The 25,156-nt window shown below is 29.6% G+C and carries 24 protein-coding genes and 1 pseudogene; 9 read left to right on the forward strand and 16 right to left on the reverse strand.

Going from position 1 to position 25,156, the window contains the following annotated elements; translation table 11 throughout:
* Window positions 1-30 precede the first annotated feature (30 nt).
* On the reverse strand, window positions 31-504 hold the full coding sequence (rlmH, locus tag Q0L44_RS06320) for a 23S rRNA (pseudouridine(1915)-N(3))-methyltransferase RlmH (protein WP_296636775.1): 474 nt from the start codon (window positions 502-504) through the stop codon (window positions 31-33).
* A gap of 59 nt (window positions 505-563) precedes the next feature.
* Here rlmH and nadC point away from each other — a divergent pair.
* The 6 genes and pseudogenes from nadC to Q0L44_RS06350 all read left to right on the forward strand — a co-directional run bounded on the left by nadC (window position 564) and on the right by Q0L44_RS06350 (window position 10,144).
* Window positions 564-1,420: pseudogene (gene nadC / locus Q0L44_RS06325) on the forward strand (carboxylating nicotinate-nucleotide diphosphorylase).
* 6 nt (window positions 1,421-1,426) lie between these two features.
* Entirely contained in the window at window positions 1,427-1,996 is a 570-nt protein-coding gene (locus tag Q0L44_RS06330; RefSeq protein WP_296636776.1) for a pentapeptide repeat-containing protein, read from the forward strand.
* A 6-nt stretch (window positions 1,997-2,002) separates the two neighbouring features.
* The gene (locus Q0L44_RS06335; protein WP_296636778.1) at window positions 2,003-2,947 is read left to right on the forward strand and encodes a YihY/virulence factor BrkB family protein; all 945 of its coding nucleotides are present in this window, start codon (window positions 2,003-2,005) and stop codon (window positions 2,945-2,947) included.
* 103 nt (window positions 2,948-3,050) lie between these two features.
* On the forward strand, window positions 3,051-4,415 hold the full coding sequence (hisS, locus tag Q0L44_RS06340) for a histidine--tRNA ligase (RefSeq protein ID WP_296636781.1): 1,365 nt from the start codon (window positions 3,051-3,053) through the stop codon (window positions 4,413-4,415).
* 135 nt (window positions 4,416-4,550) lie between these two features.
* Entirely contained in the window at window positions 4,551-5,216 is a 666-nt protein-coding gene (folE, locus tag Q0L44_RS06345; protein ID WP_296636784.1) for a GTP cyclohydrolase I FolE, read from the forward strand.
* Between the two features lie 185 nt (window positions 5,217-5,401).
* Complete coding sequence (locus Q0L44_RS06350; protein WP_296636787.1) at window positions 5,402-10,144, forward strand: glycosyl hydrolase; 4,743 nt, start codon at window positions 5,402-5,404, stop codon at window positions 10,142-10,144.
* A 69-nt stretch (window positions 10,145-10,213) separates the two neighbouring features.
* On the opposite strand, the gene secA is transcribed toward Q0L44_RS06350, so the two are convergent.
* The 4 genes from secA to Q0L44_RS06370 form a co-directional block, all read right to left on the reverse strand.
* Window positions 10,214-13,552 (reverse strand): preprotein translocase subunit SecA, encoded by a 3,339-nt coding sequence (gene secA, locus Q0L44_RS06355; RefSeq protein WP_296636789.1) that lies wholly within the window; start codon window positions 13,550-13,552, stop codon window positions 10,214-10,216.
* Between the two features lie 140 nt (window positions 13,553-13,692).
* Window positions 13,693-13,914, reverse strand: coding sequence for a DUF2795 domain-containing protein (locus Q0L44_RS06360; protein WP_296636792.1), 222 nt, complete (start codon window positions 13,912-13,914; stop codon window positions 13,693-13,695).
* 90 nt (window positions 13,915-14,004) lie between these two features.
* Window positions 14,005-14,580, reverse strand: coding sequence for a cob(I)yrinic acid a,c-diamide adenosyltransferase (locus Q0L44_RS06365; RefSeq protein ID WP_296636794.1), 576 nt, complete (start codon window positions 14,578-14,580; stop codon window positions 14,005-14,007).
* A 57-nt stretch (window positions 14,581-14,637) separates the two neighbouring features.
* Entirely contained in the window at window positions 14,638-15,129 is a 492-nt protein-coding gene (locus tag Q0L44_RS06370; RefSeq protein WP_296636795.1) for a hypothetical protein, read from the reverse strand.
* 80 nt (window positions 15,130-15,209) lie between these two features.
* On the opposite strand from Q0L44_RS06370, the gene Q0L44_RS06375 reads away from it, so the two are divergent.
* On the forward strand, window positions 15,210-15,716 hold the full coding sequence (locus tag Q0L44_RS06375; protein WP_296636796.1) for a DinB family protein: 507 nt from the start codon (window positions 15,210-15,212) through the stop codon (window positions 15,714-15,716).
* Between the two features lie 24 nt (window positions 15,717-15,740).
* A complete protein-coding gene (locus Q0L44_RS06380) occupies window positions 15,741-15,965 on the forward strand; it encodes a hypothetical protein (RefSeq protein WP_296636797.1) in 225 nt (74 codons plus the stop codon).
* Window positions 15,966-15,968: 3 nt separating this feature from the next.
* Here Q0L44_RS06380 and Q0L44_RS06385 read toward each other — a convergent pair whose 3' ends face one another.
* A complete protein-coding gene (locus Q0L44_RS06385) occupies window positions 15,969-18,173 on the reverse strand; it encodes a DNA mismatch repair protein MutS (protein ID WP_296636799.1) in 2,205 nt (734 codons plus the stop codon).
* Window positions 18,174-18,210: 37 nt separating this feature from the next.
* On the opposite strand from Q0L44_RS06385, the gene Q0L44_RS06390 reads away from it, so the two are divergent.
* Window positions 18,211-18,876: a uracil-DNA glycosylase gene (locus Q0L44_RS06390; protein ID WP_296636801.1), complete on the forward strand. Its 666-nt coding sequence runs from the start codon at window positions 18,211-18,213 to the stop codon at window positions 18,874-18,876.
* Window positions 18,877-18,963: 87 nt separating this feature from the next.
* Here the strand turns inward: Q0L44_RS06390 and Q0L44_RS06395 are convergent, their stop codons facing one another.
* The 10 genes from Q0L44_RS06395 to Q0L44_RS06440 all read right to left on the reverse strand — a co-directional run bounded on the left by Q0L44_RS06395 (window position 18,964) and on the right by Q0L44_RS06440 (window position 24,949).
* Window positions 18,964-19,101, reverse strand: a complete 138-nt coding sequence (locus Q0L44_RS06395) for a hypothetical protein (RefSeq protein WP_296636806.1) — start codon at window positions 19,099-19,101, stop codon at window positions 18,964-18,966.
* A gap of 17 nt (window positions 19,102-19,118) precedes the next feature.
* Window positions 19,119-19,979, reverse strand: a complete 861-nt coding sequence (locus Q0L44_RS06400) for a substrate-binding domain-containing protein (protein WP_296636808.1) — start codon at window positions 19,977-19,979, stop codon at window positions 19,119-19,121.
* The gene (locus tag Q0L44_RS06405; protein WP_296636811.1) at window positions 19,980-20,849 is read right to left on the reverse strand and encodes a nucleoside phosphorylase; all 870 of its coding nucleotides are present in this window, start codon (window positions 20,847-20,849) and stop codon (window positions 19,980-19,982) included.
* Window positions 20,850-21,794, reverse strand: a complete 945-nt coding sequence (locus tag Q0L44_RS06410) for a DUF1835 domain-containing protein (RefSeq protein WP_296636813.1) — start codon at window positions 21,792-21,794, stop codon at window positions 20,850-20,852. It lies immediately after the preceding gene.
* Between the two features lie 32 nt (window positions 21,795-21,826).
* Complete coding sequence (locus tag Q0L44_RS06415) at window positions 21,827-22,150, reverse strand: translation initiation factor (protein WP_296636815.1); 324 nt, start codon at window positions 22,148-22,150, stop codon at window positions 21,827-21,829.
* A gap of 36 nt (window positions 22,151-22,186) precedes the next feature.
* Window positions 22,187-23,134, reverse strand: coding sequence for a 2-oxoglutarate and iron-dependent oxygenase domain-containing protein (locus tag Q0L44_RS06420; protein ID WP_296636817.1), 948 nt, complete (start codon window positions 23,132-23,134; stop codon window positions 22,187-22,189).
* 126 nt (window positions 23,135-23,260) lie between these two features.
* A complete protein-coding gene (locus Q0L44_RS06425; protein ID WP_296636820.1) occupies window positions 23,261-23,965 on the reverse strand; it encodes a DUF6048 family protein in 705 nt (234 codons plus the stop codon).
* Window positions 23,946-24,398 carry a DUF6452 family protein gene (locus tag Q0L44_RS06430; RefSeq protein ID WP_296636822.1) on the reverse strand — a complete coding sequence of 151 codons (453 nt, stop codon included), beginning with the start codon at window positions 24,396-24,398 and terminating at the stop codon, window positions 23,946-23,948. The genes Q0L44_RS06425 and Q0L44_RS06430 overlap by 20 nt, the downstream gene beginning before the upstream one ends.
* A gap of 1 nt (window position 24,399) precedes the next feature.
* The gene (locus tag Q0L44_RS06435; protein WP_296636825.1) at window positions 24,400-24,690 is read right to left on the reverse strand and encodes a 4a-hydroxytetrahydrobiopterin dehydratase; all 291 of its coding nucleotides are present in this window, start codon (window positions 24,688-24,690) and stop codon (window positions 24,400-24,402) included.
* 13 nt (window positions 24,691-24,703) lie between these two features.
* Entirely contained in the window at window positions 24,704-24,949 is a 246-nt protein-coding gene (locus Q0L44_RS06440) for a hypothetical protein (RefSeq protein WP_296636826.1), read from the reverse strand.
* Window positions 24,950-25,156: the final 207 nt, after the last annotated feature.

Consider the following 25,156-nt stretch of genomic DNA (forward strand, 5'->3'; position numbering starts at 1 on the left):
TGTGAAAAATTACACAGCAAAAAGATTGGTTTACTCATGATGATAAGGTTCATTTTTTAAAATTGTAAAACCTCTGTAAATTTGTTCAACTACAAAAAGACGAATCATTTGATGAGAAAATGTCATTTTAGAAAGCGATATTTTTCCTTGTGATTTTTGGTATACAGCATTAGAAAACCCATAAGGTCCTCCTATAACCAGAACCAATTGTTTTAGTCCAGCGTTCATTTTCTTTTGTAGATATTTCGAAAATTCAATAGATGTAAACTGCTTTCCTTTATCATCTAGCAACACCAAAAAATCTGTGTTTTGTAGTTTTTTAAGAATAAGTTCACCTTCTTTTTCTTTCTGCTGGAGTTCACTTAGGTTTTTAACATTTTTAATATCTGGTATTATATCTATCTCAAACTTAATGTAATGTTTTAGACGGTTTTGATATTCGTCTATCAAAAGCGATAGTTGTTTATGATCTGTTTTTCCTATCGCTAAAAGTTTAATTTTCATGAATCAAAATTACGAATTATGACGTTTGAATTGCTATTTTTACATCAGAATTAAATGATATGATTACAGAAGTACAATTTTTGAACGAATTAGACTTAATAATAAAAAATGCGATAAGAGAAGATATTGGTGATGGAGATCACACTTCTCTTTCTTGTATTCCTTTAGAAGCAGAAGGTAAAGCTAAATTGTTAGTAAAAGATACAGGCGTAATTGCTGGTGTAGAATTTGCAAAGCAAGTGTTTTCTTATGTAGATCCAGATTTAGAAGTTGAAAATTTTATGAGTGATGGTGATGAAGTTAAGTTTGGAGATATTGTATTTCATGTTTCAGGTAAGTCAAGATCAATTTTAATGGCAGAACGTTTGGTGTTAAATGCTATGCAAAGAATGTCTGCAATTGCAACTAAAACAGCATTTTTTTCAAACTTGCTGAAAGGTACATCAACTAAAGTTTTAGATACAAGAAAAACAACACCAGGAATTAGAGCTTTAGAAAAATGGGCTGTAAAGATTGGAGGAGGAGAAAATCATAGATTTGCATTATATGATATGGTTATGATTAAAGATAATCATATAGATTTTGCAGGTGGTATAACAGCTGCTATAAACAGAACGAAAAAGTATTTAGCAGAAAAAAAATAAATATAAAAATTATTGTAGAGGCAAGAAGTTTAGAAGAAATTGAAGAAATTTTGACCAACGAAGGTGTGTACAGAATTTTAATTGATAATTTTAATTACGAAGATACTAGAAAAGCAGTATCTTTAATTGGCGGCAAATGTTTAACAGAATCTTCTGGAGGTATAAATGAAAATACTATTAGAAAGTATGCAGAATGTGGTGTAGATTATATATCTTCTGGATCTTTAACACATTCTGTGTATAATTTAGATTTAAGTTTAAAAGCTATATAAATTTCTATGTTAAGTTTTTTTGATTATGAAAATTACACAAAAATTGATTTTACGAATACTAAAATCAAAAAAGGAGAATATGATAACTGTACATTTTTAAACTGTAACTTTGAAGGTATCCATGCCTCTAACATTCAATTTGTAGAGTGTCAATTTATAGGTTGCAATTTTAGTAATACAATTGTAAGCAATACAGCTTTTAAAGATGTTTCTTTTGTGGATTGTAAAATGATTGGGGTAAAATTTAATGAATGTGATTCTTTTTTGCTGCAATTCAGTTTTAAAGATTGCCAATTAAACTTTAGTTCTTTTTACCAACTAAATATTCCAAATACCAAATTTATTAGTACTAACTTAGAAGAGGTAGATTTTACTGAATGTAATCTTATTGGTTCAGATTTTAGTAACTCAGACTTACATAATATCATTTTTGAAAATACTATTGTAGAAAAAGCAGATTTTAGAACTGCAAAAAACTTTACTTTTAGTTTAGAGCAAAACAAAGTGAAAGGAGCACAATTTAGCAAAGAAAATCTTGAGGGGCTTTTATCAAAATATAAAATTGTTATAGATTAGTGGTATATGTATAAAAGCGAAGCAAATAGATTTGATCAAATACCTGTGGTTAATACCTTAGTAAGGTTAGGAAAGAAAATTAAAATTCCTGGTTTAGAAGGTATGTCTTTGTTAGATGTGATTGAAATGTATATTATTGGTATTGTTGAAGGCGCTCTAACAACTAGAGCAAGTGGTATTGCTTTTAGTTTTTTTATGGCAATTTTCCCATTTTTATTATTCATTTTAACGTTAATACCTTATGTACCCATAGAAGGAGCTCAAGAAGGGTTGTTAACAATAATAAGTAACGTATTACCTCCTAAAACCTACGAAGCCGTAGACACGGTTATTATCGATATAATTAACAATCAATACGGAGGCTTGCTTTCTTTTGGTTTCATAGGGTCAATTTTTTTAATGACTAATGGAGTTAGTGCTATTTTTGGAGGTTTTGAATTTTCTTATCATGTTAAAGAAATTAGAAATGTTTTTAAAGGTTATTTTTTAGCCATGCTAGTTTCTATAATAATTGTTGTTTTTTTATTAATTACAGTTATAATTATACTTTTTTTTGAATTAATTTTAAAGTACTATGTTAGTTTAGGATGGTTAGAAGATCACATTACTTGGCTTCAAATTGTAAGAGGTGTTATTTTCTTAGCAATGATATTTAGTACGGTTTCTATGTTATATTATTATGGAGTTAAAGACGCAAAGTACACTAAGTTCTTTTCTCCAGGTGCTGTATTTACAACTGCCTTATCTGTATTGTCTTTTTATTTATTTGGCTTTTATGTGACTGAATTTGCAAAGTATAACGAGTTATATGGTTCTATTGGAACGTTATTAATAATTATGTTATTTATTTGGTTGAATGCCATTATTTTGTTGCTTGGTTTTGAGTTAAATGCATCAATTTATTCTTTACAAGTGTTAAATAAAAGCAAGTCTAGCGTTAAAAATCTGTAAGTTTTTCACCATATTTGCAGTTACAAAAAATAATTATTTTTTATCAATTAAAAAGTTTTTTAAGTCTAGATAAATGATAATTTAACATTGATAACTTAATTTTATGAAGCCAAGTATCCCAAAAGGAACAAGAGATTTTTCGCCATCAGAAGTAGCTAATCGTTCTTATATTATGAACACAATTAAAACTGCTTTTGAAATTTTTGGATTTCAACCAATAGAAACTCCAAGTTTTGAAAACTCGTCAACTTTAATGGGTAAATATGGAGAAGAAGGAGATCGTCTTATTTTTAAAATTTTAAATTCTGGCGACTTTTTAAAGAAAGCAGATGAGCAGTTACTAACAGATAAAGAGAGTATAAAAGTAACCTCGCAAATTTCGGAAAAAGCGTTAAGATACGATCTTACAGTGCCTTTTGCAAGATATGTAGTACAACACCAAAACGAAATTACATTTCCTTTTAAACGTTATCAAGTACAACCTGTTTGGAGGGCAGATCGTCCTCAAAAAGGACGTTTTAGAGAATTTTATCAATGTGATGCAGATGTTGTTGGTAGCAAATCTTTATGGCAAGAAGCAGAATTTATACAATTATATGATACTGTTTTTACTAAGCTAGGTTTAACAAAAACAACTATTAAAATCAATAATAGAAAAATACTTTCTAGTATTGCAGAAGTTATTGGTGCCCAGGATAAATTAATCGACTTTACAGTAGCTTTAGATAAGTTAGATAAAATTGGTCAAGCTAAAGTAGAAGAAGAAATGCTATCAAAAGGTATTTCTGAAGAAGCCATTCAAAAAGTACAACCTTTATTTAATTTTAAAGGTTCCAATTTAGAAAACTTAGAGGCTTTAGAACAATTACTAGCTGCATCAGAAGAAGGTTTACAAGGTGTAAAAGAATTACGTTTTGTAATTAATGCAACTACTGAGTTAGGCTTGCAATCTGCAAATTTAGAGGTAGATGTAACTTTAGCAAGAGGTTTAAACTATTACACAGGAGCAATTTTTGAAGTATCAGCACCAAAAGGTGTAAAAATGGGTTCTATTGGTGGAGGAGGAAGATATGATGATTTAACAGGCATTTTTGGAATGAAAGATGTTTCTGGTGTTGGAATATCTTTTGGTTTAGATAGAATTTATTTAGTACTAGAAGAACTTGGTTTGTTTAAAACTGTAGATTTACCAAAACCGAAAGTACTTTTTATCAATTTTGGATATACAGAAGGCTTGTATTGTATGAAAGTAATATCTGAACTGAGAAAACAGAATATTAAAGCAGAGTTGTATCCAGATGCAGCAAAGATGAAAAAACAAATGACCTATGCCAATAATAGAGAAATTGAATATGTTGTGTTGGCTGGTTCTCAAGAAGTAGAACAAGAAATTTTTACATTAAAAAATATGATTACTGGAGAACAACAAAAATGTTCAAAACCAGATTTAATTAAAAAGTTAAAATAGAATTATATTCCTTTTTCTTATTGCTGCAAAATTATACTCCAATAATGATTATTGTTGCAAAAAAGGTTAAAATACATTGCAAACACGTAAATTTGCAGAATAATAAGTTTCAAAAAGTTTGAATTAAATAACATAATGAACGAAGATAGAATTGAAGAAATAGGAGAAAATCACGTAGGAACTTCTGCAAAAACTCCATTAAGAGCTGACGCTTTTGATATTTCTGATGATGAAAAAATAAAGAGAATAGAAGAAAGTGTTAAAGATATTTTAAACACTTTAGGTATGGATTTGACTGATGATAGTTTACAAGGAACTCCAAAAAGAGTTGCAAAAGCTTATGTAAACGAAATCTTTATGGGTTTAAATCCTAAGAACAAACCCAAAGCATCAACATTTGACAATAATTATAATTATGGTGAAATGTTAGTAGAAAAAAACATTGTTGTATATTCTACTTGTGAGCACCACTTACTACCAATTGTAGGTAGAGCACATGTTGCTTATATTTCTGACGGTAAAGTTATTGGTTTATCCAAAATGAACAGAATTGTAGAGTATTTTGCAAAAAGACCTCAAGTACAAGAACGTTTAACAATGCAAGTTGTACAAGCAATGCAAGAAGCATTAGGTACAGATGATGTTGCTTGTGTGATAGATGCAAAACATTTATGTGTAAACTCAAGAGGAATTAAAGACATAGAAAGTTCTACAGTAACTGCAGAATTTGGAGGTAAATTTAATGAGAAAGAAACAAAAAGAGAATTTTTAGATTATCTAAAAATGGATACTAATTTTTAAATTATTGTAAATATTAAAAAAAAACCGTTTAGAAACTTTCTAAACGGTTTTTTTATGCAATAAAGTTTGTATAGACTTTTAATAAAGAAATACATTACTTAGACAAAATTTGTATAGTTTTTGTATGGCTACAATAATTAATTTAAATCAGTTTATATCTTAGATTTACAAAAAACCATTTATAAATGTTTAAAATTAGATTCTTATTACTTTTTACTTTTTTTAGTTTATCTATAAAACCTCAAACTCAACAGTTAGGTGCTGGTAGTTATACAACTTCATTTCCAGGTACAGATTCTGCAGGTAGAAACGGATTTCCTTCGGGAACTCCTCAATTATCTGGAGATGTTTCAGGTAAACCAGTTCCTACAAACGACTGGTGGTCTAAACTAGTCAAAGAAGATCATGCAGATAATTTATTCAATTATCCTTTAACTATGAAAACCATAAACACAGGTTTAATTGTAACTTATATTCCTTGGGGTGTTATCGGAGATTCTGCACCTATAGAGGTCAGTTTAGTTGGTTTAAATACATCAAAAACTACAGTATCAGATTATTCAGATTGGACAGTTACTATGAATTGGAAAGACACAGATAATGAGTTACAAGTAACTTCAGGTATTGGAATGCCTTTTCTTTATTATGAAAAAGACACTGACGATGTTGTTGAGATAAAAATAAATTCAGGTACAACAACTATAAATAATGAGTTATTGATTGTAGAAAACGCATCTGATGGTCAAGACTTTGTGTTTTATGCGCCAAGTGGAAGTGAATGGATTCAAACTGGAAATACTTTTACATCTAATTTAAATGATAAAACATATTGGTCTATGGTTATGTTGCCTCAAAACAGTAATGATGTAAATGCAACGGCTATAGAATTGCAAGAATATGCATATGTTTTTCCAACAAATACATCCACTAGTTGGAGTTATAATGAATCGAATTCTAAGCTAACAACTACCTTTTTAGTAGACACAGATGTAAAAGAAGGTAATAATACTAATATGTTACTTGGTTTATTACCACACCAATGGTATAATACTAGCAGTAACTCACCAGTACCAAGTTCGTACACCTACAGTTCTGTAAGAGGTGAATTAAAAATGTTAGCAGGTAATAGTTTTATTGTAGAAAATACTTTTAAAGGAATATTACCAACAGTACCATATTTAGCAAACTATAGTGAAGGTTTTAGTCCTTCTGCCTTAGATGCTAAAATCTCGCAAATAGAAAACGATGGGTTAGCTACTTGGACAGACTCCTATAATGAAGGTCAGGTTATGAATCGATTAATACAGACTGCAAGAATTGCAGATCAAACAGGTAATATCATTGCTAGAGATAAAATTATTGCAACTGTAAAAGAAAGACTAGAAGACTGGTTAACTTTTGAATCTGGTGAAAAAGCATTTCTATTTTATTACAACCAAGCTTGGTCTGCAATGTTAGGATATCCTTCAGGTCATGGACAAGATACTAATATCAATGATCATCATTTTCATTGGGGTTACTTTATTCATGCTGCTTCATTTATGGAACAATTTCAACCAGGTTGGGCTTCTCAATGGGGAGCAATGATTAATACATTAATAAAGGATGCAGCTTCTTATGACAGAACAGATGCTCTTTTTCCTTTTTTAAGAAACTTTAGTCCTTATGCAGGTCATAGTTGGGCTAATGGTTTTGCTAGTTTTCCTCAAGGAAATGATCAGGAATCAACTTCGGAAAGTATGCAATTTGCATCATCTTTAATTCATTGGGGCACAATAACTGAAAATGAACAAATTAGAGATTTAGGTATTTATATTTATACTACAGAACAAACAGCTGTAGAAGAATATTGGTTTGATATTCATAATCGGAATTTTGCAAGCAATCAGCAGTATAGTTTAGTTTCTAGAGTTTGGGGAAATTCTTATGATAATGGAACATTCTGGACCTCGGATATTTCTGCATCATATGGTATAGAAATGTACCCAATTCATGGTGGTTCATTTTATTTGGGGCATCATCAAGAGTATGCTAAAAATCTTTGGTTAGAAATAAGTCAAAATACGGGTGTATTAAACCAAGAGGATAATGATAATCTATGGCATGATACGTATTGGAAATTTTTATCAATGACCAATCCTCAAGAAGCTGTGAATTTATATGATGCTTATCCTGATAGGAATTTAAAGTTTGGTATTTCTGATGCACAAACATATCATTGGCTTCACTCAGTTAATGCATTGGGTATTATAGATGCAACAATTACAGCAGATTACCCAATAGCAGCTGCGTTTTCTAAAGATGGAGATATTACCTATGTAGCTCATAATTATTCAAATACACCAACTGTAGTTACTTTTTCTGATGGATATCAATTAACTGTTCCTGCTAATGAAATGAAAACAAGTAAAGATGTAAATGTATCAGGAGTTTTAATTTCTAATTTTACACAGGCTTTTACTAATGGTAGTGTAGATTTATCTGTAACTACTACAGGTGCTAATATTACAAAAGTTGAGTTTTTTGATGGATCTACTAAGATTGGAGAAGTTTCAACAGCTCCATATCAATTAAAAGCAGAAGATCTTACTCCTGGAATACATGGTTTTTACGCTAAAGTTTATGAAAATTTGACGTTTAATGTAACTAACATTATAGAAGTTCAAGTGGGTGAACAAATTTCTTATTTAGGAAATCCACATACTATTCCAGGTGAAATAGAGGTAGGTCATTATGATATTTTTGAAGGCGGAATTGGACAAAATATTAGTTATGTAGATACTTCAGTAGGTAATAATGGAACTTTTAGACCTGATGAAAATATAGATGCAGTTATTGTGAATGGAGAAGGAGCAACTGTAGGTTGGAATGCTGCAGGAGAATGGTTAGAATTTACAGTAGATGTTCAGAATTCAGGGAACTATAATTTAGATTTTAGATATGCATCAGGTAATGAAAGTGGAGGAGGGCCTTTTTATTTTGAAGTAGAAGGTAAAAAAGTGAGTTCAGATATAACTGTAAATTATACTTCTGATTGGGACAATTGGCAAACAGCCTCTGTTTCTAATATTGAATTAACATCTGGTGTACAGGTTTTACGCTTACATATTGTTAGTGGTGAATTTAATATCGGTAAACTATCTTTTTCATACAATAGAGCTTTATCTTATGTACCGCCAATAGCGGATGCAGGTGCGATTATTTCAATAATAGCACCAACTTCTAATGCTAATCTAGATGGTTCTGCAAGCAATGATCCTGAAGGAGAGGCTATTACTTATAGTTGGCAACAAATTTATGGACCTACAACAGCTGTTATTAGCGATAATAATGTTGTAAATCCAAGCATTTCTAATTTAGAAAATGGTGTATATAAATTTAAACTAACAGTAAGTGATGGAACTTATGAAGATACAGATGAGGTTTTAGTAGTTGTAACATCTAATGGAAACGTGAATCCTACTATAAGTATAAATAGCCCAACTAACAATGCTACATTTAAAGAAGGAGATGAGATAAATATTACAACAACTACAAACGATTTAGATGGTTCTATAGAACTTGTAGAGTTTTTTAATGGTACAACTAAATTAGGTGAAGCAATAAATACTCCATTTTCTTATACTTGGACTAATGCAGCTATAGGATCACATCAGGTTACTGCAGTTGCAACAGATGATTTTGGAGGAAAAACAACTTCTGCAGCAATTACAATTTCTGTTATTGAAGAACAAAAATGTGAAGAGGTTTCAACAGAAGCAAGTCAAGGTAGTTTTTCTCAAGGATATAAAGTTTCTTTTGAAACTATCGGAAATGCAGTTACCATTAATTTTGAATTATTAGATACAGATAAAGCAGGTGTAGTTGCATATTTATGGAAGAAATCTCCTTTTGGAGAAACTCAAATGAGTCAAGAGTCTGGATTGCTTTTTACAAGTACAGTAGGTGGTCTTACAACAGGTGAGACAATAAGTTTTGCATGTAAATTTGCTTATGCAGGAGGCCTTTCTGCTACTAAATATTTTGATTATGTTGTGGGTACTAATTGTTCAGCAGATAGTTCAGACACAACTATTCCTGAGAACTTTGCAGCTTCAATTGGCGATATTACAGCTTCTAGTGTAGAACTTCTCTTAAAAGCAACAGACAATTCAGGAAGGGTAGTTTATGATGTGTCTTATAATAACACTACACAAAGTGTAAGTGAAGATTCAGGTGTAGAAAAATCAATTATTATAAATGGCTTAAGTGCTGAAACTGCTTATTCTTTTTCAATATCTGCAAAAGATTTATCAGGAAATGAAGCAGCCAATAACTCTATATTTTTAGAAGCAACCACTTCAGAAAATACAAATTCAGATTGTTCAGGTACTTCAAGTAGTGCAGCACAAGGTTCTTTTTCTATTGGTTACTCTTATGAATTTATTACAAATGGAACAGAAGTTACTATTAATTTTCAGCTATTAGATACAGATAAAAGTGGTGTAGTTGCTTATTTATGGGAGCAAACTCCTTTTTCTGAAGTACAAATGAATAGTACAGGGCAACAACGTTTTTCTAAAACATTATCTGGTTTAACTGAGGGAGAAACTATAAGTTATGCTTGTAAGTTTGCATTTGCAGGAGGCTTAGCAGTTACAGAATATTTATCTTATACAGTTGGAGATAATTGCACATTGAGTACAGTTGATAATTCGCTTAGAGAATATTTGCAAATCTATCCAAATCCAGTAAATAATATTTTAAATATTAAGGCGAAAGATATCAAGTTAACTAAAATTGAAATCTATACAGTTACAGGGAAAAAGATAAAAGTATTTCAATCTAAATTGAATAAAATTAATGTTGAAGACTTATCAAGTGGTTTATATTTGATAAAAGTTTATAATGAAAATAGATTTTACACTACTAAATTTATAAAAGAATAAGTAAAATCGTTATTAATAAAAAACCGTTTAGAAAGTTTCTAAACGGGTTTTTTTTATATAAGGTAGATTTTAGTTTACCAAAACCCATTCTCCTTTTTCAATTAAAGGAATGGCTTGTTTAAACTTCACAACCTTTTCTTCACCACTCATTACATTTTTAATTGTAACACGTTCGTTTCTACCAATTTTTGGCTGTTCTCTAACAACTGTTTCAACAGGTTCTGAAGATTGCTGACGAGAATTTTGAATAGCCTGTTCTGTTGTGTTTTGCACATCAGCTTTGCTAGTACTTAAACTTTCTCTTTTTTGCTGACGAGCTTCAGAAATTTGGTTACTATCTTGTGCTGGTAATTCACCTTTAAATAAGAAAGATAAAACTTCTCTATTGATTTCATCTACAGTCCTTTTAAACAATTCAAAAGCTTCAAACTTATAAATTAATAAAGGATCTTTTTGCTCATAAGATGCATTCTGTACAGACTGTTTTAAGTCATCCATTTTACGTAAATGATCTTTCCAGTTTTCATCAATAATTGCAAGTGTAATATTTTTTTCGAAGTCTGTAACTAAACTTTTACCTTCAGTTTCATAAGCTTCTTTTAAATTGGTTACAACCTGTAAAGATTTAATTCCGTCTGTAAATGGTACTACAATACGTTCATATCTGTCACCTTCATTTTCAAAAACATCTTTAATTACAGGATATGCTAAAACAGCATTTCTTTCAATCTTATCTTTGTAATGTTTGGTTACGATATTATACAATTGATCTGTAATTTCCTTTTCTGATAACTTATTAAATTCATCTTCAGAAATAGGCGAAGTCATAGAAGAAAAACGAATTAATTCGAATTCGAAATTCTGAAAATCTTTAACACCTTTATTGTTTGAAACTATTGCTTCACATATATCATAAATCATATTTGCAATATCTACTTGCAAACGTTTACCATCTAAAGCATTTCTTCTTCTTTTATAAACAAACTCACGTTGAGCGTTCATAATATCATCATATTCCAATAAACGCTTACGAATACCAAAGTTGTTTTCTTCAACCTTTTTCTGAGCTCTTTCTATAGACTTAGAAATCATAGAATGCTGAATAACTTCACCTTCTTTAAGACCCATTCTGTCCATCATTTTTGCAATTCTGTCAGAACCAAATAAACGCATTAAATTATCGTCTAAAGCCACATAAAATTGAGAAGAACCAACATCTCCTTGTCTTCCAGCACGTCCTCTAAGCTGTCTATCAACTCGTCTAGAATCATGTCTTTCTGTACCAATAATTGCTAAACCACCAGCTTCTTTTACTTCTTTAGATAACTTGATATCTGTTCCACGACCAGCCATGTTTGTAGCTATAGTTACAACTCCAGGTTTACCTGCTTCTGCAACTACATCTGCTTCACGTTTGTGTAATTTTGCATTTAAAATATTATGTGGAATTTTACGCATTTGTAACATTCTACCTAATAATTCTGATATTTCTACAGAGGTTGTACCTACTAAAACTGGTCTTTTTTCAGCAACTAGTTTTACGATATCATCAATTACTGCATTGTATTTTTCACGAGCAGTTTTGTATACTAAATCATCTTTATCATCTCTTGCAATTGGTTTATTTGTAGGAATCTCTACAACATCTAATTTGTAAATCTCCCAAAATTCACCTGCTTCTGTAATTGCTGTACCTGTCATACCAGACAGTTTTCTGTACATTCTAAAGTAATTCTGTAAAGTTACAGTTGCAAAAGTTTGAGTAGCATCTTCAATCTTTACGTTTTCTTTTGCTTCAATTGCTTGGTGCAGACCATCGGAATAACGACGTCCATCCATGATACGTCCTGTTTGCTCATCAACAATCATTACCTTGTTTTCCATAACTACATACTCAACATCTTTTTCAAAAACAGTGTATGCTTTTAAAAGTTGGTTCATAGTATGAATACGTTCGCTCTTAATGCTAAAATCTTTATACAGTTCTTCTTTTAAAACTGCTTTTTCTTCTGTAGTTTTTTCAGAAGCATCTATTTCACCAACATTTACTCCAATATCTGGCAATACAAAAAATGTATCGTTGTTCGTTTTTTCTGATAGATGAGCAATTCCTTTATCAGTTAAGTCAATTTGATTGTTTTTTTCTTCTACAACAAAATATAAATCTTGATCTATCTCTGGCATCAATTTATTATTGTCTTGCATGTAGGTATTTTCTGTTTTCTGCAGAATTTGTTTGATACCTTCTTGAGATAAAAATTTGATTAATGCCTTATTTTTTGGTAATCCTCTATAAACTCTTAATAATAATTTCCCACCTTCTTTTTCATCACCTTCAGAAAGTAATTTTTTAGCTTCTGCTAAAACTTTTACTAAGTTTTGTTTTTGAAGAGATACTAAGTCTGATACTAAGGGTTTTAACTCATTAAATTCATGAACATCTCCTTTAGGTACTGGTCCAGATATAATAAGAGGAGTTCTTGCATCATCAATTAAAACAGAATCTACCTCATCAATAATGGCGTAGTTTGGTGTTCTTTGTACTAAATCGTCTTTAGAACTAGCCATATTATCTCTTAAATAATCGAAACCAAATTCGTTATTTGTTCCATAAGTAATGTCTGCATTGTAGGCTTTTCTTCTAGCATCTGAATTTGGTTGATGAAAATCGATACAATCTGTAGATAAGCCATGAAATTCAAAAATAGGAGCCATCCAAGCTCTATCACGTTTTGCTAAATAATCGTTTACAGTAACAACGTGTACGCCATTACCTGTTAACGCATTTAAGTAAACAGGTAGTGTAGAAACTAATGTTTTACCTTCACCAGTCATCATTTCTGCAATTTTACCTTGATGTAAAACAGACCCACCAATTAACTGAACATCATAATGAATCATGTCCCAAGTTACTGGTTTACCAGCAGCATCCCAAGAATTAGCCCAATAAGCTTTATCATCTTCTAATGATACATTTTCTTTTTGTGCTGATAATTCTCTATCAAAAGGAGTTGCAGTTACCTCTAACTCTTCGTTTTCTACAAAACGTTTAGCAGTTTCTTTTATAACAGCAAAAGCCTCTGGCATAATATCTGCCAAAATTTTTTCTGAAATAGTGTATACTTCGTCTTTTAAAGCATCTATTTCTGCGTAAATATCTTCTTGTCTGTCTATATCTGCAGCTTTAGCTTCTGCTTCTAATACAGTTATTTTTTCATCTAAGGTTTTTGTAGCTTCTTTAATTTGTTCTTTAAATGATAACGTTTTTGTTCTTAACTCATCATGTGAAAGTTTAGCAATTTCTGCTTCAAATTTTTTAACATTCTCTACAACTGGTTGTAATAATTTTAAATCTTTCTCTTGTTTATCGCCAACAAAGAGTTTTATTACTGAATCTAATATACCCATTATCAAATTTTTTATCAGTTAAAATTAACTGTATTACATTTTTTACATCAATAAAATTCTATTTGATTTTATTTCTACTCAAATGCAGAAAAAAAAACAAAAAAAAAGCCTCTGTAGAGACTTTTTTTATTTTATTGAGTTTAGTATTCCTCCTCATTCCAAAGATAATCATCTTCGGTTGGATAATCTGGCCAAATTTCTATAATCGAATCGTAAGCATCACCTTCATCTTCAATATCCTGTAAGTTTTCAACAACTTCTAAAGGAGCTCCAGTTCTAATAGCGTAATCTATTAATTCGTCTTTGGTTGCTGGCCAAGGTGCATCTGCTAAATAAGATGCTAATTCTAATGTCCAATACATTTCTTATTGTTTAATTTTGGTGCAAAAATAATTTTTTTGCTGAATTATGCAAGTCTTTTTTAAGAAATATAACATCAATAAAAAAAGAACTTAATTATTTTTGGTAGGAATCCATTTAATTTCGTCTACCTGTAACTGTTTAGACAACATTCGTGCCAATACAAAAAGGTAGTCAGAAAGTCGGTTTAAGTACTTTAAAATATCAGAATTTATAGCTTCTTCATCATTTAACTCTACACACAGACGTTCTGCTCTTCTACAAACACATCTTGCTACGTGACAGAATGACACTGCTTGATGACCTCCAGGTAAAATAAAATGCGTCATTTGGGGAAGTTCTGAATCCATAGCATCAATTTCATCTTCTAAAAACTCAATAGAATTGCTATTTATTTTTGGAATATTTAATCGTTCTTTTCCAGATTTTAAAGTTTCTTTTTCTGGCGGAGTTGCTAACATTGCTCCTAAAGTGAATAATTCATTTTGAATTTTCAATAAAGAGTTTTTAGTAGCATCTTCTATTTTTTGATCTTTAATTAAGCCTATATATGCATTTAATTCATCTACAGTTCCATAACTATCAATTCTTAAATTGTATTTTTTTACTCTTGTACCACCAAAAAGGGCAGTAGTACCTTCATCACCAGTTTTTGTATATATTTTCATGAATTGGTTGTGTTATTTAAAAGTATCAAAAATACGAACTTTCTACCTATAGATATGTTAAACTCTTATTATAAAATGCTCCTTTGCTTGTTGGGGTCTAAAGAAAATTATTCCATAAGTAAATGTGTCTATGGTAACTATATTCTCCGTTTTTTCAAGATAGTTTAACCAAGTAGTATAGCTTTTTTTATCCTTATAAATATTCTGTGCTACAATAAAAAAATGGGTAGATAAGTTTATTAGTTGCAATTGTTTTAAATCATTTAAAAACACTAACTCTCGCTTATCTAGTTGATTCAATTGTAAATTAGAAAGATTATTTTGAAAAAATATTTCATCAACATTAAAATAGGTAATGGTTTTTGAAAGTACTTTTATTTCTTTACTACTTAATGTTTTTAATTCTGAATATTTTTTTGTTAATGGAGATTTTGTGTTTTTAGTATATAAGCCTTTTGTAACAAAATTGTACACAAATGGAGAATGAACCCCATGTTGATTAGTAGATTTTATTAAAAATTTTAAATAAGAGATGAATTTATATACCATTTTTCTTATTGGATTGTAAAACATTTAAAGTTTTACAAAAATGACTAAATTCGTTGTATTAAACTATAAAATAGCAATAAATGGTTCCTAAAAATGAGTACGCTCCGTATTTTGAGCACTATTTACAGTTGGTAGATCAAGAGAAGAGTATATCGGAAAATTTAATAGATTCACAAAAAGACTTTGAAGCTACCTTAAGTAATTTAGATGCTTTCAAACACAATTTTGCTTATTCAGAAGGCAAATGGACTCTTAAAGAATTAGTACAACATACCATAGATACTGAACGTATTTTTACTTATAGAGCTCTCTGTTTTGCAAGGAATGATAAAACAGATTTACCTGGTTTTGATCAAGATATTTTTACTCAAAATGACAATTCTAACGAAAGGAAATTTGAAGATTTATTAAATGAAATGAAAGTTGTTAGAGAAAGCTCTATTGCTCTTTTTAAGAGTTTTTCTAATGAAGTTTTTGAAAGAATTGGTGTAGCTTCTAATAATAAGATGTCTGTAAGAGCATTAGGTTATTTATTTTCTGGTCATCAAATACATCATTTAAACATAGTTAAAGAAAGATATTTGTAACTTTGCTTTCTAAATATTATTAACATGGAATTACCAAAATTTTTATTATCAGATAATAGTAATCATCCTGAAGATATTTTTGTTTTACATACAGAATTTCCTCGTTTTATGATTAATTTAAAAGACGACGAAGTAGAGTGGTTTGAAGATTTAACTGGTGAAAACGAAGAAGATATTGCAACAGAATTGGCTATTTTAATGGATAAAGCTGGTGAATTTTATGATGAAGAAATGAAGCAATATCAGTAAATATTATTTTGCCTTTTCTACTAATTCTATTTTATTTAAAGTAGTTTTTGTAGTAAAAACACCGTAATTAATAATTACGTTTTTGCGGTCTATCTTATCAATTGTACCTACAGAATTAGAATCTATAATTTTTACTCTATCATTTAGCTTGTAAACATACTCAGATTTTGCTTTTGCAATTTTTGCTTCTTCTATTTTTTTCTCTTTTCTAACTGCTACGACTTTTTCTAATACTTCTTTTTCTACTTTTTTAATGACTTCTTGTATTTGTTTTTCAACAACCTTGGCTTTCTGTTTCTGAGATTTAGTTTTAAGTTTTAATGGATTCTTTTTAGCATATTTTACTTTTTCATCTGCTACCCATTTGTTAAAACTAGTATTTAGCTGCTTTTTATTATTGGTTTGAAAGTATTTGTTTAACAATTCATTAATCTTTCTACCAATAGAAAGCATCTTTTGATTTTTATCATACAGTTCTTGAAAGCCAGATAATTTTTGTTGTATTCTTAGCTCCTTTTCTTGTAAACTTTCTAAATGCTCTTTTCCTTTTTCTTTTTGACTTTCTAAACTGTCAGAAGTTTTTTGTAAACGATTTCTTTCTTTCTGTAATTTAGAAATGGTTTTATCTAAACGTACCTTTTCTGTTTCAACTCGTTTTTTAGCCTTATTTATTAAGCTAAATGGAATACCATTTTTCTGTGCAACCTCAAAAGTGAACGAACTACCTGCTTGCCCTATAAAAAGCTTGTATAAAGGCTCTAAACTGCGTTCATCAAACTGCATATTTGCATTGGTAACATTGTCTAGCTCATTGGCTAATACTTTTAAGTTTGAGTAGTGTGTGGTAATAATTCCAAATGCTTTTTTATGATAAAACTCTTCCAAAAAAATTTCTGCCAAAGCTCCACCCAATTCAGGATCTGAACCTGTACCAAACTCATCTATTAAAAACAAGGTATTCTCATTACATTTTCTTAGAAAGTAACGCATGTTTTTTAAACGATAACTGTAAGTACTCAATTGATTTTCTATAGATTGATTATCTCCAATATCACTTAAAACAGTATCAAAAATATAAGTTTCACTTTTTTCATCTACAGGAATCAAAATTCCACTTTGTACCATAATTTGCAGTAAACCAATAGTTTTTAGGGTGATACTTTTACCACCAGCATTTGGCCCAGAAATAACAATTATTTGTTGTTGCTCATCCAATTGAATGGTTTGCGAAACTGTATTTATTTTTTGTTCTTTATTTTTTTTCCATAAAACAGGATGATAAGCATCCTTAAAAAACATCTTCTTGTTTTTAGAAATTTTTGGCAAAATAGCATCCATATCTTTTGCATATTTTGCTTTTGCACTTACTGCATCTAGATGTGTTAAAAATTCTAAATATTCTTCTAACAAAGAAACCATTGGACGAATAGTATCTGCCAACGTTCTTAAAATTTTAATAACCTCTTGCTTTTCTTCGTAAACTAAATTTTGATATTCTCTGCTGTAAGCCAAAGTTGCTTGTGGAGCAATATATACAATTCCTCCAGACTTAGAAGAGCCTAAAAGGCTACCAGAAACTTTTCTTCTATGCATAGCAGATACTGCCAAAACTCTTTGATTATCTACTATAGTTTCTTTAATATCATCTAAATAACCAGCAGCAACTGCTTTGGATAAAGCTGATGAAAAACTTGCTCCAATTTTGCCACGAACGTTATTAATATCTCTTCTAATTTGTTTTAATGCAGAAGAAGCATTGTTTTTAACTTCTCCAGAAATATCAATTATTCTTTTAATTTCATCGTCTACATAAGTAGTGAATTCAATTCTCTGTGTTAATTTAAAAAAAGTTGGAAAGAGAATTTGAAATTTTTTAAAGAATTTTATATGCTCATTTACAGTTAAAGAAGTTGCAGCAATTTTTAGAAAGGCATCTGTTTCTATAAAACTATTTTCTATAGCCAAACGTTTTATACTTTCAGAAATGTTATCAAAGCCGTGATTAGGTATTCTATTTTCATTTTGAAAAGAAGACAAATACTCATCCACTAAATGCAATTCTTTAAATAAGTACTTCCTACTAGGGATTGGTTTTGTTTGTAGGACTCTTTGTTTTCCTAAACCAGATATACAAAACTCTGAAATGTGTTGTAAGACTGTAGAAAATTCTAAATCTTGAAGTGTTTTTTCTGAAATATTTTTACTCAAAATGATATCTTTGACTTTATTACAAAAATAAGAAACAATGCAAGTAAAAATAGCTGAACCTTGGAAAAATATTTTAAATCAAGAATTTGAGAAATCTTATTTTGAAGAGTTGGTTAGTTTTGTTAAAAATGATTTTCAGAACTTCACTTGCTACCCTAAAGGAGCTGATATTTTTGCTGCTTTTGATTACTGTAATTTTAACGATTTAAAAGTAGTAATACTCGGTCAAGACCCTTACCATGGACCAAATCAAGCCAATGGTTTGTGTTTTTCTGTTAAAGATGGTATTGCACACCCACCATCTTTAACTAATATTTTTAAAGAAATTACAACCGATTTAAAACTTCCTCACCCAAAGAATGGAAATTTGGAAAGATGGGCAAAACAAGGAGTATTGCTATTAAATGCCACATTAACAGTTAGAGCAAATGAACCAGGAAGTCACCAAAAACAGGGATGGGAGGAGTTTACCGATCAAGTAATTCAAGAAATATCAAATCAGAAGGTAGGTGTTGTGTTTTTACTTTGGGGTGGTTTTGCAAAGAAAAAAGCAAAATTGATAGATGCTAAAAAGCACCATATTCTTGAGTCTGGACATCCATCACCGTTAAGTGCAAATAGAGGATATTGGTTTGGTAATAAACATTTTTCTAAAACTAATAAGTTATTATCTTCGTTAGGAAAAGTAAAAATTATGTGGTAATTCAATAGTTTCATTAAAATAATAAGCAAAAAAAATCCACTTATAGAAAGTGGATTTATTGAATTTGAAATTAAGAAACAAATAGATTTAAACTAAATCTGCTTGTTTTACGATTGTTTGGTTAGTTACATTATCAGCCAAACCACATGAACTTGATGTGCTTCTGCAAGAAGAAAAACAAATAATTCCTAAAATACAAACTGCAATAAATACTACTTTTTTCATTCTATTTTATTTACTTTTTAAAGGTACATATTTTTTACGAAATCACTAGAATTTTTCTTCTTTTCAATAACGTTAAAGGTTATCATTTTATTTTGAATTCGCGTTATTAAATTTTTAGTGATTGGTTTACTGCTATTCCAAGTTGTTATTTTTAGCCACTTTTTAATATCTTTTAGCTTTTGTTTGTATCTCTTAGCCAGTATTTTATCGATATCTTTTATAAATTTAAAGTTTTTAGTTTTTGCATTTATAATTTCTAAAACTTTTTGAACTTCGTCAAAATTATTTTCTAAAACCTCATTTCTTACAGCTATTACAAAACAGGGCCAAGGAGTAGGGCAGTCGTTTATTATTCTAAAAGTACCATTATCTACTAAAGGTTTTGTGGTAAAATGTTCCCACATAAAATAATCAGCTTCTCCATTTGTTAAAACTTCTATACCACCTTCTAAATTTTTAATGACTTTAAATTGTAGTTTGGTAACATCCCAACCTTGATTGTGTGCATTTACAATGGCCATTAAATGAGAGCCAGAACCATATCTACTGATTGCGATAGTTGCATGCTCTAAATCCTTAATAGTTTTAAATTTTGATTTAGTACCAACATGAATACCCCAAATTAAAGGCGATTTTACAAAGGTTTGAACAATTTTAGAAGGGTTTCCATTAGAAATGTCTTTAATAATTCCTTCTGTAAGGACAATAGCAATATCTAAAGCACCCTCTCTTAAGGCTTTACACATTTGGCCTGTACCTCCTGGATAATCTTGCCATCTCAAATTAATATTATTCTTAGTGTATTCTTTATTTTTTAAAGTTAAATACCAAGGATAATTAAAATGTTCTGGAACGCCACCTACTTTTAAATTAGTCATTTATTCAACTATTTTTTCTAACGTGTACTTAATTAATTCCTCTATAACTTTTGATGGATTCTTGCTAAATGTACCGTTAACTCTATTGGCTAAAATTGCATTCATAGATACAGCATTATGTCCTAAAAGTTTTGCAAGTCCATATATAGCTGAAGTTTCCATTTCTAAGTTTGTAATTCGATGTTCTTTGTAATTAAAGGAATCAATTTTTGAATTTAATTGAGCATCCTGTAGCGCCAAGCGTAAAACTCTGCCCTGTGGTCCGTAAAATCCACCTGCTGTTGCTGTAATACCTGTATAAATAATATTAGACATCATTTTATTGGCAAGTGAACTGCTATTACTGATAACTAAAGGATCCGCTTTTTTTTCACTCCAATTAGTTTGAGAAATAAAGGCTCTTTCAATTTCTGGATGTGCAATTTTATCAATTTTATAGGCTTGTAACATTCCGTTTAAATCTATAGCATGAGAACTCAGTAAAAAAGAATCTACAGGAATATCTGCTTGCAGAGAACCTGAGGTACCAATTCTTATAATGTTTAAAGCTGTATGATTATTTTTAATTTCTCTAGTTTTAAAATCGATGTTTACTAAAGCATCTAATTCGTTTAAAACAATATCTATATTGTCTGGTCCAATTCCTGTAGATTGAACAGTTAAAAGTTTTCCTTTGTACAATCCAGTAGTTGTTTTAAATTCTCTTTTTTGAGTAGAAAATTCAATATGATCAAAATGTGTTGTGATTTGATCTACTCTTTCTTGATCTCCAACAAAAATTATATTGTTTGAAATATGTTCTGGTTTTAAATTTAAATGATAGATACTTCCATCAGGATTCAAGATTAATTCAGATTCTTTTATAGACATTTAAGAGGTAATTTGTAAAAGCTTGTTTGCTTTGTTGTGATATAAAAAGCTATATTTTTTAGAACCTCCAAGATAAGAATTATCATTTCTTAAATGAGCGTAATAATTTATTTGATTTTCTAAAACCTGTTTTCCTTTTTTACTCAGCTCTACAGGGTTAAAAGAAGAAAACAGCTTTTTTAATTCATTGATGCTATTTTCATATTGAATATCACCAAAACCATAATCACTCTGTTCTTTCAGTAAATGGTGAGTTAATTTATTTTTAGTTACTGGGTGCTTGTTATCTGCAGTTTTTAGAATTCTATTTTCTACTTCATTTAAACCATTTTCAATCGAAGGAAATCGTTTTAAATGCATTTCTATAGCGGATGCTAAATATTGAAAAGGGTTTTTGTTTTTAAACTTATAAACTGTTTCTAATCTTAGTGGAGAATCTGAGCAATATAACTGCCAAATATAATCTGCATAGGCTATATCGTCTTCAGTAAGTAAAATTCTTTTATCAAAGTGATTTTGAATTTGATTTTCATTCAATTCTGGTAAAGTATGCATTTTATTTGATTTACCAATTTTACCACTGCAAACCAAAGAAATGTTGTACCCTTTTCTATGTCTTTTTAGCCAGCTTAAAACTGCAATCATGTTTATCTGACAAAACAAATCAAACTCGAACCACAAAACAATTTCATCATGATTTTTTCTGTTACAAAGTGTTCTGTATTCTTTTAAAGTATAATCAATAAACTTTTTTTTACTAATGTTGTATGAGGATTTTAAAAACTGAAATCTATTTTTCCAAAAGGTTTCACTACCTACATCTGTGCTTGTTTTACCTTCGCAAAGCATTTCTCTCCAGGTTATAAATTCACCCGAAAACCGTAAGTTTTTTAAGTAATTTGTTGTGCTATCACCATTTGTGATATGTAAGATTGAAGCCCCCATATTTTAATAACAGAATTTTGATTTGGAAGTTCTTAACCTCCAACACGTTTTACCTTAAATCCTTTTTCTTTTAACATGGCCATGATTTTATCTCTATAATCTCCCTGAATAATTATTTTATCATCTTTAAAACTACCACCTACAGAAAGTTTCTTTTTAATCTCTTTGGCTAAAATTTTAAAGTCTGATGTTGCACCTGTATAACCATCTAAAATGGTAATAGGTTTGCCTTTTCTTTTTTCGTACTTACAAAGTATTGGATCATCTTGCAACCAAATATTCGAATTTTCCTTTGGGGTCTCAAGGGATTCTTTATGTTCTGGAAATAAGTTTTTTAGTTGATCTTTTAAATCCATATGTTGCTTGTAATCAGTTTTAAAAATTACTGATTTTTATTTTTTAAGTCCTAATTCTTTTAAACGCTCATTTAAAAACTCGCCAGCTGTAATGTCTTCGAATTTTTTAGGGTTATTTTCATTGATACAATTTTCTAATACATTTAATTTCATATCAGAAACTGGGTGCATAAAAAACGGAATTGAATAACGAGAAGTACCCCACATTTCTTTTGGAGGATTTGTAACTCTATGAATGGTAGATTTTAATTTGTTGTTACTATGTCTAGATAACATATCTCCAACATTAATCATTAATTCATCTGGTTCAGCTATTGCATCTATCCATTCTCCTTCATGATTTTGCACTTGTAAACCTTTACCTTGTGCGCCCATTAAAAGGGTAATTAAATTTATATCTCCATGTGCTGCAGCTCTTTCTGCACCTTTTGGTTCTGTTTGTATTGGTGGATAGTGAATTGGTCTTAAAATACTGTTACCATTTTTAATATAGTTATCAAAATAGGCTTCTTCTAAGCCTAAATGTAGTGCTAAAGATCTTAGCACATATTTAGCTGTTTTCTCTAACATTTGGTAAGTTTCTTTACCAACTTTATTAAAGTTTTCTAATTCTTCTACAACTACATTTTCTGGATATTCATTAGCATATTTAGAATCTTTATCTACATATTGGCCAAAATGCCAGAATTCTTTTAAATCTCCTTCTTTTTTCCCTTTTGCAGATTCTTTACCGAAAGACACATAGCCTCTTTGACCACCAATTCCAGGAATTTCATATTTTTCTTTTACATCTGTAGGTAAATCGAAAAAGTTCTTTATTTCTTTATAAAGATTCTCTACCAACTTGTCATTTAAAAAATGACCTTTTAGAGCTACAAAACCTATATTTTCATATGCATGACCAATTTCATCAATAAATTTTTGTTTGCGAGATTCATCATCAGATAAAAAATCGGCTAAATTAACGCTTGGTATTTTATTCATTCTATTTTAATTTTAATAAAAAGAGATTTTAAAGTTACAAAAAAAGTTAATATTTAAGCATAAAAGAAAATGGAACAATTTTTGAAAATTCTGTTCGAGAAATTAATATCTATGTGTTAAGTGAAATTATTTTTTTGCAAAAGGAATGGTATAGCTTATTGTATAATTAAATCCAAAACCAGTTCTACTTTCAAAAATTCTATTAAAACCGGGTGAAAAAAGTGTTTTAAAATTATCAGGTTCCTTGGCGCTCATTAATACCTTATAACTTACACTAAAACCTACAAAAATATTTTTTAGTGTTTCAACTTTTAATCCTACCATAAGTTCAGACCAATGTGCATTTAAATTGGCTGTAGTATTTGGGGATGTAGTATTTGCAGGAAAATAGGTGTTGCTTATGTTGGGGGTAAAGTTATTTAAACTTTGTTCAAATCTACTAAAACCATATCTGTATCCAACAAAAATTTCATTATTCATGTCAAGCCAGTTTTCATAAGCATTATAGTTAAATCCTAATCGTATATAATTTCCTTTTGAGGAAGAGTTGTTATAATATTCATTGCTTGTTTGTTCTTCAAAACCTACCTCTGTTGCAATAAAAAAACGTTTAGAAATTCTATAGTCAGCAACAATTTCTAAGCCTGAATTGTAAGAATCTTCAAAGGCTACTTTTATAGGTTTACTTATATCTATTCCTAAACGTAAACCGTAGGCTGTTTTATAAATAATTGAATCTTGCTCTATTTTTTTCTTCTGTACTTCTGTTTCTTGAGCAAAACCATTGCCAAAAACAAAAAGTACAATTAGGCTAATGATAAATCTGTACATGAGCTTCAGTTTGTTTTTCAACGGTTAATGTGGCTGGTTCAAAATCGGTTATCCAAGTATTGTTTGATGCAAAATTAACATCATTAAAAATTACCTTAAACCCACAAGAGCGTGAAATATATTCGTTTTCTATAGTATATTGAATGGTAAATTGGTTAATAATATTGTTCTTAGAAAAATTATAAACAGTTTCTGTTGCAGCCGAATTTAATGGAATAAACAATGAGTCTAAACTAGCGTTGATAAATAAGCTGTCTTTACCTTCTGCCCAAACATATAGATTGTCTACAACTTTTAAAGTCTCTCTATTGGAATCATCATAAAAGCGTAAAATTAAGTTTGGTGTTACAGGATTTTGAGTACAAAAATCGTCTTTTTCGCAACTCAAAAATGTTAAGATTATTAAACTTAAAAAAACAAGTGTTTTTCTCATATTATTCTTCAACTTCAACAATTTTGTTGATAGCTTTTGCTAATTTAAAATCTAATTCTGTAACTCCATCAGCATCATGAGTGGTTAAAGAAATGTCTAAAGTGTTATATACATTTGTCCATTCAGGGTGATGATTTAAGGCTTCGCATTCAAAAGCAATTCGATTCATCGCAGACATACAATCTTTAAAATTATCGAATTCAAAATCTGTATGTAAAGCATCATCGTAGAAATCCCAATCTGTTAGGTTTTCTAATCTTGTTTCAATTTCTGTATTTGTTAGTTTTTTCATAGTGGGAGAGTATTTAATTTTTACCAATTTCATTGATTGTATCAACTGTTTTAGGTTTATTTTTAATCCATTTAATTCCTAATTTAAATAAAAATATAGATAATCCTAGAAAAAATAAAGAAGTAACTTTATATCCAATATTATAAGCAGAAAAACTTGAAAATAGCATAAGTATTATTTTCGGTAAACCTATTAGAAAACTTAAACTTAATATTGAAGCTATTGGTATAAAGATTACTCCCAAAAATTTCTTAATCATTTTACAAATATATTAAAATGAATATACAATTATTTTTATTTGCTTATGAAATATTACTAGTTAATTGAATTAAAATTTGTTTCTCACAAATAAATCATTTTAGTTTGAAAATAGTAAAATAAACTTTTATCAATTAAACCTTTTTAATAGTGAATAGTCTAAATTATCAAAATAGCATTTGATAACATTTTTGTTATGCTTTAATGT

The organism is Polaribacter sp., from assembly GCF_024639685.1.
Taxonomy (GTDB): Bacteria; Bacteroidota; Bacteroidia; order Flavobacteriales; family Flavobacteriaceae; genus Polaribacter.